Origin of the sequence: Kribbella sp. NPDC050281, from assembly GCF_040655855.1 — a bacterium.
Classification (GTDB): Bacteria; Actinomycetota; Actinomycetes; order Propionibacteriales; family Kribbellaceae; genus Kribbella.
The window spans coordinates 17,947-34,869 of the sequence record NZ_JBFAKS010000011.1; the positions used below are offsets into that span (position 1 = coordinate 17,947).

Here is a 16,923-nt window from a genome sequence, read left to right on the forward strand (position 1 = left end):
GCCCTCGCCAGCGGCGGCGTCATCACCACCGCCATCACGACCGAAGCCGCCACCGCCCTAGGCCTGTCCGGCATCCTCCTCATGACCGCCGGCGCCCGAGGCCGCACGTCAACTGGCAGCTCAAGCGGCTCATCTCGTGGGACCCAACAGCCGAAGGACATCGAGCAGCGTGAGCCAGCGGAGAAGCCTGTGGTCTCGGACACGAAGCTCCAGCATCTCGTCGACAACCTCTACAAGAAGCACACGAGATCCGACCGGATCGGTGACGGCACCACGATGGACGCCGTACGCAACGAGCTGAAGACTGGCCGGCGGACCCAGGGCACGAACCATGTCCTGAAGGCGAAGCAGACCGCTAGGGATCTGTGGAACTGGACCAAATCGCATCCCGATGCATCGCAACACGACCGCGACATAGCCCGCGATCTGAGAGATCGTCTCGAGAACGCGCTGAGCACGAAAAGAGAGTATTGATGAGCGATGCCGCAGATGCTTTCCTGGCCAGGCTCCTCGAGACGGTGCCGCCGCTGCGGGGAGAGTGGGAAAGCTATGTTCGATCGCATCGGAACAACAACCCCGATGGGACCGAGCCGCCGCGCCTAGGGGTCTTCTTGTTGATGCTCGCTGAGAGCACCGACGCGTGGTTCCGATCGGGCGATCCAATGCTGACCGGACGACTTGGCGTACTGTTACGCTTCCTCGAGTCGGAGCTTGGCGTTGATCCTGAGATAGACGAGTTGATCGAGACGCGCTTCGCCGGCTCTTTGCCTGAGCCGGGAGACGCCGCGGAGGCGATGCTGGACCTGTTGGGTCCGAGGCTCCGTGCTGCTAGGACCCGCCGGCTGCTTGAGGACGACGAAGCTGTGCCGGGGTCCACGGTTGCCTTTCTCCATCGGCTTGCTGAGGCGGTTCCCGCGTTGCGGGGGCGGGTCGCTGGTCATTTCGAACGGCTGCATGGCCGTCCGTTGCCGCATGTGTTCATGGGGGAGATCGTGTTCGAGGCGGTCGACCTGGTCGCGTCCGGGCGAGGTCAGGCAGTTCGGCCGTTGATTGATTTCCTGGAGTCCGAATACGGCGTGGATGCCGATGTCGACAATGTGATCGATGCGTCGTTCGTCGAGATGCTGCCGGACCCCGGCGAGCGAGGTGCCGAGATCGAGAGCCTCCTCGGTCCCAAGCTGCGGGCCGAGCTGGAGCGGCAGCGCAGCTGGCCTGACCCGCCGCCGGAGCCGACCGCGTGAGAGCCGACGTGGAGAGGGTCGCTCGTACGCGGACTTCCGAGGGGTGGCCACGGGGGGCGGGGGCTGGGCGCGTCCTGACCTGGGGTGGAGCGGCCGGTAGGCTGCGGGCATGACCGAGATCGAGATCGGCCGCGCGAAGCGGGGGCGGCAGGCGTACGCGTTCGACGACATCGCGATCGTGCCGTCGCGACGGACGCGGGACCCCGAGGAGGTCTCGGTGGCGTGGCAGATCGACGCGTACCGCTTCGAGTTGCCGATCCTGGCCGCGCCGATGGACTCGGTGATGTCGCCGGCCAGCGCGATCGCGATCGGCAAGGCCGGCGGTCTCGGCGTACTGAACCTCGAAGGCCTCTGGACCCGGTACGAGGACCCGACCAGCCTGCTCGAGGAGATCACCTCGATCGACCTGCAGCAGGCGACCACCCGGTTGCAGGAGATCTACTCGGCGCCGATCAAGCCCGAGCTGATCTCGCAGCGGGTGCAGGAGATCCGCGACTCCGGCGTCACCGTGGCCGGCGCACTGTCGCCGCAGCGGACCAAGCAGTTCGCCAAGCACGTCGTGGACGCCGGCGTCGACTTGTTCGTCATTCGCGGTACGACGGTCTCCGCCGAGCATGTGTCGGGCCAGGCGGAGCCGCTGAACCTGAAGCAGTTCATCTACGACCTCGACGTACCGGTGATCGTGGGCGGGTGCGCGACGCACCAGGCCGCGTTGCACCTGATGCGGACCGGGGCGGCCGGCGTACTGGTCGGCTTCGGTGGCGGTGCGGCGCACACCACGCGCAAGGTGCTCGGTGTCGCCGTGCCGATGGCGTCCGCGGTGGCTGATGTCGCGGCCGCGCGGCGCGACTACATGGACGAGTCCGGCGGTCGCTACGTGCACGTGATCGCGGACGGGTCGGTCGGCCGGTCCGGCGACGTGGCGAAGGCGATCGCCTGTGGTGCCGACGCGGTCATGGTCGGTTCGCCGCTGGCCCGGGCGAGCGACGCACCGGGCGGCGGCTTCCACTGGGGTGCCGAGGCCTGGCACGCGGACCTGCCCCGCGGCGAGCGGGTGGAGGTCGGCGTCACCGGGACGCTCGAGCAGATCCTGTTCGGCCCGTCCTGGGTCCCGGACGGCACGATGAACCTGGTCGGCGCGCTCAAGCGCGCGATGGCCACCACGGGCTACACGGAGCTCAAGGAGTTCCAGCGGGTCGAGGTCGTCGTCGGTTGAGTACGGGCGTACTGCTCCTGCACGGATCCAGCGGTACGCCGGACCATGAGCGCGTCCGGATCCTCGAGGCCGAGGGGTACGACGTACTGGCGCCGGCGTGGACCGTCCAGGCTGAAGTCCCGTTGGAGTCCTTCCCGCTGGACGAACTCGCCGCCCGCAACGACCGGCTCGTTGTCATGGGCAACTCGTGGGGCGCGGAAGCCGCCTTGCTGCTCGCCACACTGGACGAGCGCGTGGATGCGGTGATCGCGTTCGCCCCCAGCGCGTACGTGTGGGGGCGCATCGACGACGACGGACTGCAGCGATCGGCCTGGACCTGGAAGGACGAACCACTCCCGTTCGTGCCGTTCGATCCGGACTGGCAGCCCGACGACGACCCGCCGAGCTACGTCGGCTCGTACGAGCAGAGCCTGCGGGTGTACGACGCGTACGCGGAGGCGGCCCGGATCCGGGTCGAGCAGATCCGGGGCGACGTACTCCTGATCGCCGGTGGGGACGACAAGGTGTGGCCGTCGGTGCGGTTCGCCGAGGAGATCGTCGAGCGGCGTGGCGAGAAGCCGACCCGGACCGTGGTGCTGCCGGCCGCAGGGCATCGCCCCGTGCTGCCGGGCGAGCAGCCGAAGACGGCCGGACAACGGATGGCGCGAGGTGGTTCGGACGAGGCGGATCGGGAGCTGGGAGCCCTCGCCTGGCCCGAGATCCGGAGAACGCTCGCCGGGTAGCCGACGTGCGTCGGGTGCTCGTTGGTTGGGGGGTTCTGGAAGGATTGCCGCATGGGATTGTTCAGCCGACGGAGCAGCCAGGACGCAGACAACGTTGCCCTCGCCGCCGCGCGGGCCAGACTCTCCGCGGACGACGTGGACCAGGTGCGCTTCCTGATCACCACCAAGAAGACGGTGCACGCGGTCAAACTGATCCGGGACCGAACCGGCCTGGACCTGAAAGCAGCCAAGGAGCTCGTCGACGACATCCGCCTCGGCCGGTACGTGCCGCCCACCACCGGGACGCCGCTCGTCCGCAGGCCGGGCACGAACCTGGCCGAGCGCACCCGCGCCCTCAAGGCCGCAGGTGAGCTCCACCAGGCGACTGCGCTGGTCGTCTCCGAGACTGGCATGACTGAACTCGAAGCCGGCCTGTTCGTCGGCGCCCTGAAAACCGAAATCCAGGACAGCTAGCCCTTCACATAGGACAGCTTCTCCGCCACCTTCCCGTCCCGGAGCCGCAGGACGTCGACCCCGCGCACATGACCGCGCTCACCAGACGCCTCCCGCCACGAGTACCGCCACCGCACCACGGCACGATTGCCGAGAACCACCGTCTCCTCGGTCTCGAACCGCGGATCCTCGGTCCCGGCGAACAGCTTCTCCCACTCCGCCCGTACGGCGGCCACTCCCTGGAACCGCGCACCATCCGGCGACGGTGAGGTGGACTCGAACACACAGTCGTCGGTCACGAGCGCCATCACCGCATCCAGGTCCTGCTGGTCGAACGCCGCGCCGAAGCGAGCGATGGTGCCGCCGGCCGTGGACCAGCGCGGATCGCGCCCGAACGCGCCGATCAGTACGTCGGCCGGCTCGGTGAACCCCTCGACCCGGTCGGCGATCGCGCCGGACGAGCGGTAGATCTCCTCGCGCTCCGCGAACCAGGTGGCGACCTCGTCGACCGCCTCGGCGTCGAGTTGAGCGTCCGTACCGAGCGCCGCGGCCAGATCCCAGCCGTGCACGAGGTAGTCGGCAGCCAGTTGGCGCAGGTACTCCGACGAATCCTCCTCGCCGTACGAGAGGTGCACCTTGTCGATCGGCCGGTTCGCGGCGCTCTTGGCGGCGCGGGCGGCAGCAGTGGCGGCCGCGACGGGATCGTCTCCGAGCAGGTCGCCGTCCAGCGAGTCGCCGACCTCGGCGATCGTCTGGCCCTCCATCAGCGGTACGGTCCAGCGCGCCTCACCGACGACGTGGTTGACCAGTGTCCGCACGTCCCAGTCCTCACACGGCGTCGGCGCGGTCCACTGATCTGCGCCGACCTCGTTGACCAGCCGGACGAAGTTGTCGGTCGTCCGCCGGTGCAGTTCCACCACATCCATGACCATCTCCCCCTTTGAGTACTCCGTGACGGAGCACTAAGCGTCAGCGTCCGCCCGGGGAGATGGGCCGTCAATGACCCGGCGGTTACAGGCCCAACTGGAGTTGCTCGGCGGCGTCGTGGGCGTGCTGGGAGGCCATCAGGTCGCCGGTGGCGGCGAGCAGGTCGCCGTGATGCCGGTAGCAGGAGCCGGCCAGGTCCTTCATCACCGTGTCGTCGTCGGTGAACGGGATGAGCGCGGTCGCGACCTCCGCGCACCAGCCGGCCAGGTCGAGAGCCATCTCGCTCCGGCCTGCCTGGTGGTACGCCGCCGAGATGTCGAGCAGCACCTTCGCCCAGATCGGCGCATAGGTGCTCGTCTCGTACCGCATCCGGTGCGACTCGCGCTCCGACGAGATCGCGAACAGGTAGTGCGACTCCAGGCCCAGCGTCAGCGCCGCGTCCACATCCTGCAGCAGCAACGGCCCGACCAGCTCAGCCAGCTCACTCGCGCGTATGGCGGCCGACTCGGGATCGGTCCGCCCGGACACCGTCGCGAGCGTCATCCCCGGCGCAGGCTCGCTCAGCGCCACCAGCCGGTGGTACTGCTCGAACGGCCCGAGCTTGATCTCCGCGTTCTCCAGCGCCGAGACCAGGTTCAGCGGCAGACCACGGTCCAGCTCCTCGGTCACCCGCGCGGCCGTCTCCGCGTCGGTGTCGAATGCCGTACGCAGGCAGGCCTCACCGTCCATGATCCGGCCGACGATGCCGAGGTGCTTGCCCTTCCGCGTCAGCGCGGCGACGAGCGTGCGCAGGTCCGTCGCCGACTCGGAGTCGGCGAGGGTGTCGGCCGTGGTCAGGCCGATCTCGTCCGCCTCGAGCGCGAGGTCGAGCCTGCCCTCCGCGGCGTGCACGTCGGCCGAGACCGCGGTCGCGGAGCAGAGGTACCGCGCGTACGACAGCGACTGCGGGCTGTCGTTGATCTGGTCGGCCAGCTGCAGGAAGAGCTGGGTCGCCGCGTCCGCCGAGGCCACCGCGAGCGCGGGATCGCCGTACCGCCGCAGGATCAGCGCGTTCATCGCGAGCACCCGGGCGAAGTCCGGCTGGTACTTCGGCCCGTCCGGTCCGCTGACCAGCTGCCCGTACGCGATCACCGCGCCGTCCATCTCCAGTACGGCGGTCGCACCGTGACCACGATGCGCCTGGGTCATCGCCCGCCGCGCGCGCACGTCGGCCAGGAACGACGTCGCGTCCAGGACGCCGGCATCGCTGAGCTCGGTGTAGCCGAGTTGGGCCTCGTGCAAGGCGGCAAGCGCTTCCTCGTGCCGGCCGGATGCGTTCAGGGAGCCGGCCAACTCGTACTGCGTCGCCGCCATCAGGTGCTTGGCCTCGTAGTGGTCCGGGTGTTCCCCGGCCCGCTCCCTGGCCAGCTCGATGACGCGTTGCTGATACGGCCCGGCCTCGTCGGCGCGGCCCTCCTCGATCAGCAACTGAGCAGTCTGCAGAGCCTCGCCGAGCTCGTCCTCAGGAGGCGTCCAAAGCCCCCCGCTGTCAACCATCTTGACGTTCCACCCCTTCGCAGGTTCAACGGATCACCCTACTGGTCGATGCACGTGCAGATGCAGGGCAGACACGAGGGAATTCCCTAGGGCTGACATGGCTATTACCGGCAGGTAGCCTGGATCAATGAGCGAGCAGACCTCGATTCCGGCGGATCCAGAGCTCGATCCGACCGCGTCGTACGCGACCGATCAGTCGGTGATCCGGCGGCTTTCGGGCCTGTTGCGGGCCTCCGCCGGCACGCGGACGTCGTACGCGCCGGCGACCGGTCAGCCGATCGCGGATCTGCCCCTGTCTGCCCCGGACGACGTGGAAGCCGCCGTCCGGTCGGCGCGGAGGACCCAGCAGACCTGGCGGCGGGTGCCGTTGGCCGAGCGGGCCGCGATCCTGCTGAGGTACCACGATCTGGTCCTCGACCACCGGCACGAACTGGTGGATCTGGTGATCCGCGAGTCGGGCAAGGCGCGCAAGCAGGCGTTCGAGGAGGTCGCTCACGTCGCGCTGACCGCTCGGTACTACGGGCGCAAGGCGGCCGAGTTGCTCGAGCCGCAGCGCAAGCTGGGCATGTTCCCGGTCCTGACCCGGGCCGAGCAGCGGTTCGTGCCGAAGGGTGTCGTCGGCATCATCTCGCCGTGGAACTACCCGCTCAGCATGGCGATGGCCGATGGTCTGCCGGCCGTGCTCGCGGGCAACACCGTCGTACACAAGCCGGACAGCCAGACCCCGCTGACCGCGCTCCGGGCGATCGAGCTGCTCTACGAGGCGGGTCTGCCGCGGGAGGCGTGGCAGCCGGTCAACGGCGACGGCCCGACCGTCGGCGGCGCGATCATCCAGAACACCGACTACATCTGCTTCACCGGCTCGACCAAGACGGGCCGGCTGGTGGCTCGGCAGGCGGGCGAGCGGCTGATCGGCTGCAGCCTCGAGCTCGGTGGCAAGAACCCGATGCTCGTACTGCGTGATGCCGACGTGCACCGTGCGGCGGACGGCGCCGTCCGGGCGTGCTTCGCCAGCGCCGGGCAGCTGTGCGTCTCGATGGAGCGTCTCTATGTCGCCGACCAGGTGTACGACGCGTTCGTGACGGCGTTCCTCGACCGGGTGAAGAAGATCCGGCTGTCCGCGGGGACCGGCTGGGACGTCGACATGGGCTCGCTGATCTCGAAGGCTCAGCTGGAGACCGTGACCCAGCACGTCGAGGACGCGCGGGCCAAGGGCGCCGTCGTACTGGCCGGTGGCAAGGCGCGGCCGGACATCGGCCCGCTGTTCTACGAGCCGACCGTGCTGTCCGGGGTGACGCCGGAGATGCAGTGCTTCGACAACGAGACCTTCGGCCCGGTGGTGTCGATCTACCGGTTCTCCGACGAGTCCGAGGCGATCGAGCGCGCGAACGAGGGCGAGTACGGCCTGAACGCGAGCGTCTGGACCCGGGACGGCAAGCGTGGCCGTGCGGTCGCGGCTCAGTTGACGGCCGGCTCGGTCAACGTGAACGAGGGCTACGCGGCGACGTTCGGCTCGATCGACACCCCGATGGGCGGCATGCGGTCATCCGGGCTCGGGCGCCGCCAGGGCGTCGAGGGCATCCGCCGGTACGTCGACCCGCAGGCGATCGCGACCCAGCGGGTCCTGCCGATCGCGGCCTCGCACGGGCTGTCCGACCAGACGTACGCCGAGCTGATGACCGGCGCCCTACGCGTGCTGAAGAAACTGGGACGTGCATGAGTTACGACTACGACGTCCTGATCATCGGGTCGGGCTTCGGCGGCAGCGTCAGCGCGCTGCGGCTGACCGAGAAGGGATACAAGGTCGCCGTACTCGAAGCCGGCGCGCGGTTCGACGACGCCGGGTTCGCGAAGAACTCGTGGGACACGAAGCGGTTCCTGTTCGCGCCGCAGGTCGGCTGGTACGGCATCCAGCGGATCAGCGCGCTCCGCGACGTGATCATCCTGTCCGGAGCCGGCGTCGGCGGGGGCAGCCTGGTCTACGCCAACACGCTGTACGAGCCGCTGCCGGCGTTCTACACCGACCGCCAGTGGGCGCACATCACCGACTGGAAGACTGAGCTCGCGCCGTACTACGACCAGGCCAAGCGGATGCTCGGCGTCACCACCTACCCGGGTTTCACCCCGGCCGACAAGGTGATGAAGCAGGTCGCCGACGACATGGGCGTGGGGGAGACGTTCCATCCGACCCCGGTCGGTGTCTTCTTCGGCGAGCCCGGCGTCGAGGTCGACGACCCGTACTTCGGTGGCGCGGGCCCGCGGCGTACCGGCTGTATCGACTGCGGCGAGTGCATGACCGGCTGCCGGCACAACGCGAAGAACACGCTGACCAAGAACTACCTCTATCTGGCCGAGAAGGCCGGAGCCGTGGTCCATCCGATGACCACGGTGACCTCGGTCGAGCCGCTTCCAGGTGGCGGGTACGCCGTCGACGTACGGCGTACCTCGAATCGCAAGCAGACCAAGCGGTTCACGGCCCAGCAGGTGGTGTTCGCCGCGTCGGCCCTGGGTACGGCGAAACTGCTGCACCGACTGCGCGACGAGGGCAAACTGCCGCGACTGTCCGACCGGCTCGGTGTGCTCACCCGGACCAACTCGGAGTCGTTGCTGGGGGCAATCGCGAGGGACCGTGACGTCGACTACAGCCGTGGCGTCGCGATCACGTCGTCGTTCCACCCGGACGACATCACCCACATCGAACCGGTCCGGTACGGCAAGGGCAGCAACGTGATGTCGCTGCTGCAGACCGTGCTGACCGACGGCGACGACGACCGGCCGCGCTGGCGGACCTGGTTGCGCGAGCTCCGCGTGCAGCGGAAGAACATCCGCCGGCTGTACGACCTGAAGCACTGGTCGGAGCGGACCGTGATCGCGCTGGTGATGCAGACCGCGGACAACTCGATCACCACGTTCGGCAAGCGGGACCGGCTGGGCCGGTGGCGCCTGACCTCGAAGCAAGGCCACGGCGCCCCGAACCCGTCGTGGATCCCGGTCGCGAACCAGGTGGTCCGGCGGATGGCGACATTGATGCGCGGTACCCCGGGCGGCACCATCGGCGAGCCGTTCAACGTGCCGATGACCGCGCACTTCATCGGCGGCTGTGCGATCGGCGACTCCGCGGAGACCGGCGTGGTCGACCCGTACCACCGGGTCTACGGGTACGAGGGCCTGCACATCCTGGACGGGTCGGCGATCTCGGCGAACCTGGGCGTCAATCCGTCGCTGACGATCACGGCTCAAGCGGAGCGGGCGCTGGCGTTCTGGCCGAACAAGGGTGAGGACGACGCCCGGCCGGCCCCCGGATCGGCGTACCAGCGGATCCAGCCGGTCCGGCCGGCGCATCCCGTCGTACCGGCGGAGGCGCCCGGGGCTCTGCGGCTGCCGATCGTACCGAAGCAGTCTGTGACGGAGTCGTAACGTAACGACAATGCTTCGGACAGTCATCAGGTGACATGAGAAAACCTCAGCACTTGTGTGGCTGCTGAGGTTTGTGGGGCATTTCAGAAAAGGCCCGGAAAAGGGAGCAGGTCCCTCGGGAACGTTTCCGCCCAAATCGTTTCCCGAGGGACCCACTCAAGCCGGGGTGAGGCGCCCGGCGCTTTGGGATCGGGTCACCAGCCACAGCTGGCGACCCGAGCTCTTGGTACCCCACTCTACATCCGATTCCAGGAGTTTCGAGCTGTCGCGAGTGGTTGTGACCACTCTGCGTGCTGATCGTAATGATCAGCTTTTCGTCGCTGCCTGTAATCGAGTGGCGGTCTTCCTTGCGGTAACCGCCTCTGTACACATCAACGAGCCCTTCTACAGGGGGTTACGAGGTTCTGGAGAAAAATCCAAAAAGTTTCCCCGGGTGTGCGGAGAGTGGCTGAGGCAGGTCGCCCCCAGGTGTTTCACGTGACGCCCACCGCAGAGAACTCCGCCGGCCCTGTCCTACTGTGAGCCGACCGTTCGATGAGGCAGGGAGAACCATGGGCGACATCCTGGACGTGGCACGTGAGCAGGTTCTGGAACAGGGCGTCGGTCTGAGCCAGGAACAACTGGTCGAGGTTCTCCGGTCGCCCGACGACCGGCTGCCCGAGCTGCTCGCACTCGCCCACGACGTACGGGTGAAGTGGTGCGGCGAGGAGGTCGAGGTCGAGGGCATCATCTCGCTGAAGACCGGCGGCTGCCCGGAGGACTGTCACTTCTGCTCCCAGTCCGGTCAGTTCACCTCGCCGGTGCGCTCGGTCTGGCTGAACATCCCGGAGCTGGTCGAGGCGGCCAAGGAGACCGCGAAGACCGGTGCGACCGAGTTCTGCATCGTGGCCGCCGTCCGCGGCCCGGACCAGCGGCTGATGGCGCAGGTGAAGGCCGGCATCGAGGCGATCAACGCCGAGGTCGACATCAACATCGCCTGCTCGCTCGGCATGCTGACGCAGGAGCAGGTGGACGAGCTCAAGGCGATGGGCGTGCACCGCTACAACCACAACCTCGAGTCGGCCCGTTCGTACTTCGGTGACGTCGTCACCACCCACTCCTTCGAGGAGCGCTGGGACACCTGCCAGATGATCAGGGAGTCCGGCATGGAGCTGTGCTGTGGCGGGCTGGTCGGGATGGGCGAGACGCTGGAGCAGCGCGCCGAGCTGGCCGCGCAGCTGGCCGACCTGGACCCGCACGAGGTGCCGCTGAACTTCCTGAACCCGCGCCCGGGGACGCCGTTCGGCGACATGGAGGTGATGGCCGGCAAGGACGCGCTGCGGACCATCGCCGCGTTCCGGCTCGCGATGCCCCGTACGGTCCTGCGGTACGCCGGCGGCCGCGAGCTGACCCTGGGAGACCTGGGCACGCGCGATGGTCTGCTCGGCGGGATCAACGCCGTCATCGTCGGCAACTACCTGACCACGCTGGGCCGCCCGGCCACCGCGGACCTCGACCTGCTGGCCGAGCTCAAGATGCCGGTCAAGGAGCTCCAGAAGACGCTATGACCACACTCGTCTACTGCGGTCGCTGCGGCCGCGAGGCCGCTGACGGAGACCACGACGCCTGCCGCCAGGCGCTGACGCTGGAGCCACCACGGTACTGCGACCAGTGCCGCCGTCGGATGATCGTCCAGGTCCACCCGATGGGCTGGGCCGCCAGGTGCTCGGTGCACGGTGAGGTCTCGTCCTGATGTCTGGCATGTTGGCGCGTGACGCGGAGCTGCTGTGGCATCCGTACTCCTCGCTCAGCGATCCGTCACCGGTGCGGATGGTCCGGGGCGCGTCCGGCGTACGTCTGCAACTGGACGACGGGGGCGGCGGCAGCGTCGAGGCGATCGATGCGATGGCGTCCTGGTGGTGCATGATCCACGGCTACCGCAACCCGGTGCTGGATGCGGCGGTGAAGAGCCAGGTGGACGACTTCAGCCATGTCATGTTCGGCGGGCTGACCCACGAGCCGGCGATCCGGCTGGCCGACCGGCTGGTGGAGATCAGCCCCGAACCGTTGCGGCACGTCTTCTTCTGCGACTCGGGCTCGGTGTCGGTCGAGGTCGCGATCAAGCTCGCGCTCCAGTACCAGGTTGCCCGAGGCAACAACGGCCGGACCCGGATGCTGACCGTCCGCGGCGGGTACCACGGCGACACGTTCGCGCCGATGAGCGTGTGCGACCCGGTGAACGGGATGCACTCGCTGTTCACCGGCGCGCTGAAGGAGCAGGTGTTCGGCCCGCAGCCGCCGGCCGGTTTCGACCGCCCGGACGACGATCCGGAGTTCCTTGCGTGGGCCGCTTCCGTGTCGGCGTTGGCGGAGCGGCACGCTGCTGAGATCGCCGGCATCATCGTCGAGCCGATCCTGCAGGGTGCGGGCGGCATGTACCCCTACAGCCCAGCCTGTCTGCGCGTACTGCGGGAGATCGCGGACCGGCACGGGTTCCTGCTGATCCTGGACGAGATCGCCACCGGCTTCGGCCGGACCGGCACGCTCTTCGCCTCCGAGCACGCGGGCGTCGACCCGGACATCCTGTGTGTCGGCAAGGCACTGACCGGCGGTTACCTGTCGTTGGCCGCCACTTTGTGTACGACGGACGTCGCGCACACGGTGTCGAACGGACCCGGCGGTGCGCTGATGCACGGCCCGACCTTCATGGCGAACCCCCTGGCGTGCTCGGCCGCCCTCGCGTCGATCGACCTCCTGCTGTCCCAGGACTGGGCCGGCCGAGTCGCTCAGATCTCGGCAGGATTGTCAGCGGGGCTTGCACCGGCGGCCTCGTTGCCTGGGGTCAAGGACGTCCGTGTGATCGGTGCGGTCGGCGTCGTACAACTGGGTGGGCCGGTCGACCTGCCGCGGATGACCGAGGCGGCGCTGCGGCGCGGGGTGTGGGTGCGGCCGTTCCGCGATCTCGTCTACACGATGCCGCCGTACGTCTGCACCGACGAGGAGATCGCCACCATCGCGGCGGCGATCACCGGGGCAGTGGAGGAGGTCGGCTGATGCTCGAAGACTGGCTGGGCCCCAAAGCGGCTGCGTTGGAGGCTCGTGGTCTGACCCGCCGGCTCCGGGCTCGCGCGGCCGACGAGCGGCTGATCGATCTTGCCGGCAACGACTACCTCGGCCTGGCGTCCGATCCGCGCGTGATCGAGGCCGCAGCCGATGCTGTCTGCCAATGGGGGACCGGTTCTACCGCGTCCCGCTTGGTCACTGGTACGACGGCCCTGCACGAGGAACTCGAGTCGTCGCTGGCGGCGTACGTCGGCCAGGAGACGGCACTCGTGTTCTCGTCGGGCTATCTCGCCAACCTCGGTGTGGTCACGGCGCTCGGTGGGCCAGGGACGCTCGTGGTGTCGGACGATCACGTGCATGCGTCGCTCATCGACGGGAGCCGGCTGTCACGGTCGCGGGTCGAGGTCGTTCCGCACAATGACGTGGACGCTGTCGGCAAGGTGCTTGCTGAGCGCAACGAACCGCACGCGCTGGTGCTGACGGAGTCGGTCTTCAGCGTGCTGAGCGACGAGGCGCCGTTGGTCGAGTTGGCTGCGGTTGCCCGCGAGCAGGACGCCGTACTGCTGGTGGATGAGGCGCATGGGCTCGGGGTGACCGGTGCTGGTCGTGGTTCGGTGCATGCCGCTGGTCTGGCTGGTCTGGAGCATGTGATCGTCACGATGACGCTGTCCAAGGCGCTGGCCGCGCAAGGGGGCGTCGTGCTCGGGCCGGCCCTTCTTCGCGATCATCTGATCAACCGGTCACGGCCCTTCATCTACGACACGGGTCTGAATCCGGCGGCGTGTGCTGCTGCCCTTGCTGCTCTGCGGGTGCTTCAGAACGAGCCCGATCGGCCGTCCGCGATCCACTCTGCGGCGGCCCGGTTGGCGTCGGCTTGTGGCGTGCCGCCCTCGTCCGGTGCGGTTGTCTCCGTCCCGATGCCTGGTCCGCGTGAGGCGGTTCGTGCCGCCGAGCTCTGCCTGGAGAACGGCGTACGCGTCGGAAGTTTCCGGCCGCCGTCCGTCCCCGACGGGATCAGCCGCCTCCGCCTCACTGCCCACGCAGGCTTGTCCGACGACGACCTGGACCGCGCCTGCGCCGTCATCCTCGCCGCGATCGGCCAGGTCTCATGATCATCCTCATCACCGGCACGGACACAGAAGTAGGCAAAACCATCACGACCGCCGCCCTGGCCGCCCGGGTTACCGGTTCTGTCGCGGTGGTCAAGCCGGCTCAGACCGGTGTTGGGCCGGATGAGCCAGGCGACCTGGCTGAGGTCCGCCGGTTGACCGGGCTCACCGAGCTGCACGAGGGGATCCGCCTGCGCGATCCGCTCGCTCCCACGACAGCGGCGCGCCGCGCACAGGTGCCCCTCCCATCCGTGGAGTCGCAGGCCAAGTCCATCGACGATCTCGCCGCGACTCGGGACACCGTTTTGGTGGAAGGGGCCGGTGGGCTTCTGGTCGGGCTCGACGACGCGGGCCATGACCTCGCCGACCTGGCTTCCCACCTCACCAGGCCCTTCACGTTTGTGGTGGTCGCTCGCTCGGGTCTGGGCACGCTGAACCACACCGGTCTGACGGTCGAGGCGCTCCGGAGCCGCGGGCTTCCCATCCAGGGACTGATCATCGGGTCCTGGCCTGCGGAGCCTGACCTGGCTGAGCAGTGCAACCTGGAGGACCTTCCGGTGACCACCGGGGTGCCAGTGATCGGGCGGATTCCGGCCGGCGCGGGGCGACTGGACCGGGAGGCGTTCACGGCCGCCGCGCCCGGCTGGTTCGGATGAGCGGTTGTCCGGCGCGGTACGACGAGGAGCTGGGGTACTGGGTTGTCGACAATCCGGCTGAGGCGCGTGAGGTGCTGCTGGATCCGGCGACGTTCCGGCCGGACAACGCCGTACTGGCTCACACTCCTCTGTCCGTGAAGGCGTTGCGGGTGCTGTCGGCGGTCGGGTTCGCGTTGCCGCCGACGTTGGCCAACAACGCGGGGGAGTCGCACCGCCCGATCCGGGCCGCGGTGGCCCGCTTCTTCAGCCCGGCACGAGTGGCCGCCGTCGAGCCCCTCGCCCGAGAGCTGACGGCTGCGCGGGTGGCTGCTGCGACCAAAGCCCTCGCTGACGGTGAGCACGTGGATCTCGTGCAGGCGGTCGCAGCGGAGCCGCCGGCGCTGGTGGTGCTCGAAATGCTTGGGTTGGCGGATGTCGACGTACCGGCGTTGAAGGCGTGGAGTCTGGATTCGCTCGAGCTGTTCTGGGGCTGGCCCGACGAGGACCGGCAGCTGGAACTCGCGCACAGTGCTGCGGAGTTCTACGGCTGGCTGAGGAAGCGGGTCGTCCAGGCGACTGAGGGCGACCTGTTCGGCGTACTGGTTGGGCTGGGGCTGACCGATGAGGAGGTGTGCGCGGTCGCGTACTTCCTGCTGATCGCAGGTCAGGAGACCACCACGCAACTGATCTCCACTGCCTTCCACCGCACTATCGGCGGGCGTTCGGCCGATGGTGTGGAGGCGGTGCTGCGGGAGGCCTCGTCGGTGCCGACGTGGCGGCGGGTCACCTCCGGGCCTGCGGTGATCGGTGACGTTGAGGTCCCGGCGGGAGCGCCGGTGCTGCTGGGGTTGACGGGACATGGTGGGCCGGCGGATCTGGCGTTCGGGATCGGGATCCACCGCTGCCTGGGCGCAGGGCTGGCCCGGCTGGAGACGAGGGTGGCCCTGGAGTGTGCGGCGGACCTGCTGGCGACCGTCAGGCTGGTGGAGGAGCCGCCGCTGATCGAGCTGCTGTCGTTCCGCGCGCCGAAACGGTTGCTGGTCGGATTACAGCCCGGCTGACCTGCACCGATACCCTTTGCAGGTGACTGAGCATGAGTTGGTCCTGGTCGTCGACTTCGGGGCGCAGTACGCGCAGTTGATCGCGCGCCGGGTCCGCGAGGCCAAGGTGTACTCCGAGATCGTGCCGCACTCGATGCCGGTCGAGGAGATGCTGGCGCGGGGGCCGAAGGCGATCATCCTGTCCGGCGGTCCGCAGTCGGTGTACGCCGAAGGCGCGCCGCGGGTCGAGTCCGGGCTGTTCGAGGCCGGCGTACCGGCGTTCGGGATCTGCTACGGCTTCCAGGCGATGGCGCAGACGCTCGGTGGCGAGGTACGCCGGACCGGGCTGCGCGAGTTCGGTCGTACGCCGGTGACGGTGAGCTCGGCCGGGACACTGCTGGCCGGGATCCCCGAGGACCTCAATGTCTGGATGTCCCACGGTGACGCGGTGCACGCGCCGCCCGCGGGCTTCGCCGTACTGGCCGCCTCCGGCGGCGCACCGGTGGCGGCGTTCGAGGACCTGGACCGCAAGCTGGCCGGCGTGCAGTGGCACCCGGAGGTGCTGCACTCGCAGGCCGGGCAGGCGGTGCTGGAGCATTTCCTCTACGACATCGCGGGCTGCTCGGGCGACTGGACCACCACGAACGTCGTCGACGAGCAGGTCGAGCTGATCCGGCAGCAGGTCGGCGACAAGCAGGTGCTGTGCGCGCTGTCCGGCGGTGTCGACTCCGCGGTCGCCGCGGCCCTGGTGCACAAGGCGATCGGCGACCAGTTGACCTGCGTGTACGTCGACCACGGCCTCCAGCGGTCGGGCGAGTCGGAGCAGATCGAGAAGGACTTCGTCGCCGCGACCGGGATCCGGCTCGAGGTGGTCGACGCCGAGGACCAGTTCCTGTCCGCGCTGGCCGGAGTGACCGACCCGGAGCAGAAGCGGAAGATCGTCGGCCGCGAGTTCATCCGGACCTTCGAGGCCACGGCGCGCAAGGTGGACGCCGAACGGCACATCGAGTTCCTCGTCCAGGGCACGCTCTACCCGGACGTGGTCGAGTCCGGCGGCGGCGCGGGTGCGGCGAACATCAAGTCGCACCACAACGTCGGCGGTCTGCCCGACGACCTGCAGTTCAGCCTGATCGAGCCGCTGCGGACGCTGTTCAAGGACGAGGTCCGCGAGCTCGGCCTGGCTGTCGGGCTCCCCGAGACCATGGTCTACCGGCATCCGTTCCCAGGCCCCGGCCTGAGCATCCGGATCATCGGCGAGGTCACCAAGGAGCGCCTGGACATCCTGCGCGCCGCCGACCTGATCGCCCGCACCGAGCTGACCGCGGCCGGCCTGGACCGCGACATCTGGCAGTTCCCGGTGGTGCTGCTGGCCGACGTTCGCTCGGTCGGCGTCCAGGGCGACGGCCGGACCTACGGCCACCCCGTCGTACTGCGACCCGTCACCAGTGAGGACGCGATGACGGCCGACTGGGCGCGGCTGCCGTACGACGTACTGGAGCGGATCTCGACCCGGATCACCAACGAGGTCGACGAGATCAACCGCGTCACCGTCGACATCACCAGCAAGCCACCGGGCACCATCGAGTGGGAGTGACCCCGGAGGGTC

At 68.7% G+C, this 16,923-nt stretch carries 16 protein-coding genes; 14 read left to right on the forward strand and 2 right to left on the reverse strand.

All coding sequences use genetic code 11. The annotated features are described in order from the left end of the window. Positions 1–81 precede the first annotated feature (81 nt). The 5 genes from AB0I34_RS13995 (at position 82) to AB0I34_RS14015 (ending at position 3,632) form a co-directional block, all read left to right on the forward strand. Positions 82–474: a hypothetical protein gene (locus AB0I34_RS13995; protein ID WP_360444729.1), complete on the forward strand. Its 393-nt coding sequence runs from the start codon at positions 82–84 to the stop codon at positions 472–474. Continuing rightward, positions 474–1,241, forward strand: a complete 768-nt coding sequence (locus AB0I34_RS14000) for a hypothetical protein (protein ID WP_360444732.1) — start codon at positions 474–476, stop codon at positions 1,239–1,241. Before AB0I34_RS13995 ends, AB0I34_RS14000 begins: the two co-directional genes overlap by 1 nt. 109 nt (positions 1,242–1,350) lie before the next feature. Next, positions 1,351–2,457: a GuaB3 family IMP dehydrogenase-related protein gene (locus AB0I34_RS14005; RefSeq protein ID WP_360444735.1), complete on the forward strand. Its 1,107-nt coding sequence runs from the start codon at positions 1,351–1,353 to the stop codon at positions 2,455–2,457. After that, on the forward strand, positions 2,454–3,179 hold the full coding sequence (locus AB0I34_RS14010) for an alpha/beta hydrolase (RefSeq protein ID WP_360444738.1): 726 nt from the start codon (positions 2,454–2,456) through the stop codon (positions 3,177–3,179). The genes AB0I34_RS14005 and AB0I34_RS14010 overlap by 4 nt, the downstream gene beginning before the upstream one ends. Positions 3,180–3,230: 51 nt before the next feature. After that, complete coding sequence (locus AB0I34_RS14015; RefSeq protein WP_360444741.1) at positions 3,231–3,632, forward strand: hypothetical protein; 402 nt, start codon at positions 3,231–3,233, stop codon at positions 3,630–3,632. Here the strand turns inward: AB0I34_RS14015 and AB0I34_RS14020 are convergent. Together AB0I34_RS14020 and AB0I34_RS14025 are read right to left on the reverse strand one after the other, a co-directional pair. Continuing rightward, positions 3,629–4,537 carry a TIGR03086 family metal-binding protein gene (locus AB0I34_RS14020; protein ID WP_360444744.1) on the reverse strand — a complete coding sequence of 303 codons (909 nt, stop codon included), beginning with the start codon at positions 4,535–4,537 and terminating at the stop codon, positions 3,629–3,631. The genes AB0I34_RS14015 and AB0I34_RS14020 overlap by 4 nt on opposite strands. Positions 4,538–4,622: 85 nt before the next feature. Beyond that, positions 4,623–6,074 (reverse strand): hypothetical protein, encoded by a 1,452-nt coding sequence (locus AB0I34_RS14025; protein ID WP_360444747.1) that lies wholly within the window; start codon positions 6,072–6,074, stop codon positions 4,623–4,625. Positions 6,075–6,201: 127 nt separating this feature from the next. Between AB0I34_RS14025 and AB0I34_RS14030 the strand changes: the two genes are divergently transcribed. The 9 genes from AB0I34_RS14030 (at position 6,202) to guaA (ending at position 16,911) form a co-directional block, all read left to right on the forward strand. Further along, on the forward strand, positions 6,202–7,794 hold the full coding sequence (locus tag AB0I34_RS14030; RefSeq protein WP_360444750.1) for a succinic semialdehyde dehydrogenase: 1,593 nt from the start codon (positions 6,202–6,204) through the stop codon (positions 7,792–7,794). Next, a complete protein-coding gene (locus tag AB0I34_RS14035) occupies positions 7,791–9,491 on the forward strand; it encodes a GMC family oxidoreductase (RefSeq protein WP_360444753.1) in 1,701 nt (566 codons plus the stop codon). Before AB0I34_RS14030 ends, AB0I34_RS14035 begins: the two co-directional genes overlap by 4 nt. 551 nt (positions 9,492–10,042) lie before the next feature. Next, positions 10,043–11,038 carry a biotin synthase BioB gene (gene bioB, locus AB0I34_RS14040; protein ID WP_360444756.1) on the forward strand — a complete coding sequence of 332 codons (996 nt, stop codon included), beginning with the start codon at positions 10,043–10,045 and terminating at the stop codon, positions 11,036–11,038. Then, positions 11,035–11,223, forward strand: coding sequence for a hypothetical protein (locus AB0I34_RS14045; protein ID WP_360444759.1), 189 nt, complete (start codon positions 11,035–11,037; stop codon positions 11,221–11,223). The genes bioB and AB0I34_RS14045 overlap by 4 nt, the downstream gene beginning before the upstream one ends. Further along, positions 11,223–12,524 (forward strand): adenosylmethionine--8-amino-7-oxononanoate transaminase, encoded by a 1,302-nt coding sequence (locus AB0I34_RS14050; protein WP_360444762.1) that lies wholly within the window; start codon positions 11,223–11,225, stop codon positions 12,522–12,524. The genes AB0I34_RS14045 and AB0I34_RS14050 overlap by 1 nt, the downstream gene beginning before the upstream one ends. Then, a complete protein-coding gene (locus AB0I34_RS14055) occupies positions 12,524–13,645 on the forward strand; it encodes an 8-amino-7-oxononanoate synthase (RefSeq protein ID WP_360444765.1) in 1,122 nt (373 codons plus the stop codon). Before AB0I34_RS14050 ends, AB0I34_RS14055 begins: the two co-directional genes overlap by 1 nt. Beyond that, positions 13,642–14,298 (forward strand): dethiobiotin synthase, encoded by a 657-nt coding sequence (gene bioD / locus AB0I34_RS14060; RefSeq protein ID WP_360444768.1) that lies wholly within the window; start codon positions 13,642–13,644, stop codon positions 14,296–14,298. Before AB0I34_RS14055 ends, bioD begins: the two co-directional genes overlap by 4 nt. Beyond that, the gene (locus tag AB0I34_RS14065) at positions 14,295–15,338 is read left to right on the forward strand and encodes a hypothetical protein (protein WP_360444771.1); all 1,044 of its coding nucleotides are present in this window, start codon (positions 14,295–14,297) and stop codon (positions 15,336–15,338) included. The genes bioD and AB0I34_RS14065 overlap by 4 nt, the downstream gene beginning before the upstream one ends. Positions 15,339–15,360: 22 nt before the next feature. Further along, on the forward strand, positions 15,361–16,911 hold the full coding sequence (guaA, locus tag AB0I34_RS14070; protein WP_360444774.1) for a glutamine-hydrolyzing GMP synthase: 1,551 nt from the start codon (positions 15,361–15,363) through the stop codon (positions 16,909–16,911). Positions 16,912–16,923 lie beyond the last annotated feature (12 nt).

Excerpts from the sequence above, each read along its gene's own strand:
- bioB (WP_360444756.1), top strand. The coding sequence starts at position 10,043 with ATGGGCGACATCCTGGACGTGGCACGTGAGCAGGTTCTGGAACAGGGC.
- AB0I34_RS14045 (WP_360444759.1), top strand. The coding sequence starts at position 11,035 with ATGACCACACTCGTCTACTGCGGTCGCTGCGGCCGCGAGGCCGCTGAC.
- AB0I34_RS14015 (WP_360444741.1), top strand. The coding sequence starts at position 3,231 with ATGGGATTGTTCAGCCGACGGAGCAGCCAGGACGCAGACAACGTTGCC.
- AB0I34_RS14050 (WP_360444762.1), top strand. The coding sequence starts at position 11,223 with ATGTCTGGCATGTTGGCGCGTGACGCGGAGCTGCTGTGGCATCCGTAC.
- AB0I34_RS14005 (WP_360444735.1), top strand. The coding sequence starts at position 1,351 with ATGACCGAGATCGAGATCGGCCGCGCGAAGCGGGGGCGGCAGGCGTAC.
- AB0I34_RS14065 (WP_360444771.1), top strand. The coding sequence starts at position 14,295 with ATGAGCGGTTGTCCGGCGCGGTACGACGAGGAGCTGGGGTACTGGGTT.
- AB0I34_RS14000 (WP_360444732.1), top strand. The coding sequence starts at position 474 with ATGAGCGATGCCGCAGATGCTTTCCTGGCCAGGCTCCTCGAGACGGTG.
- AB0I34_RS14035 (WP_360444753.1), top strand. The coding sequence starts at position 7,791 with ATGAGTTACGACTACGACGTCCTGATCATCGGGTCGGGCTTCGGCGGC.
- AB0I34_RS14025 (WP_360444747.1), bottom strand. The coding sequence starts at position 6,074 with ATGGTTGACAGCGGGGGGCTTTGGACGCCTCCTGAGGACGAGCTCGGC.
- AB0I34_RS14020 (WP_360444744.1), bottom strand. The coding sequence starts at position 4,537 with ATGGATGTGGTGGAACTGCACCGGCGGACGACCGACAACTTCGTCCGG.
- AB0I34_RS13995 (WP_360444729.1), top strand. The coding sequence starts at position 82 with ATGACCGCCGGCGCCCGAGGCCGCACGTCAACTGGCAGCTCAAGCGGC.
- AB0I34_RS14055 (WP_360444765.1), top strand. The coding sequence starts at position 12,524 with ATGCTCGAAGACTGGCTGGGCCCCAAAGCGGCTGCGTTGGAGGCTCGT.
- AB0I34_RS14030 (WP_360444750.1), top strand. The coding sequence starts at position 6,202 with ATGAGCGAGCAGACCTCGATTCCGGCGGATCCAGAGCTCGATCCGACC.
- bioD (WP_360444768.1), top strand. The coding sequence starts at position 13,642 with ATGATCATCCTCATCACCGGCACGGACACAGAAGTAGGCAAAACCATC.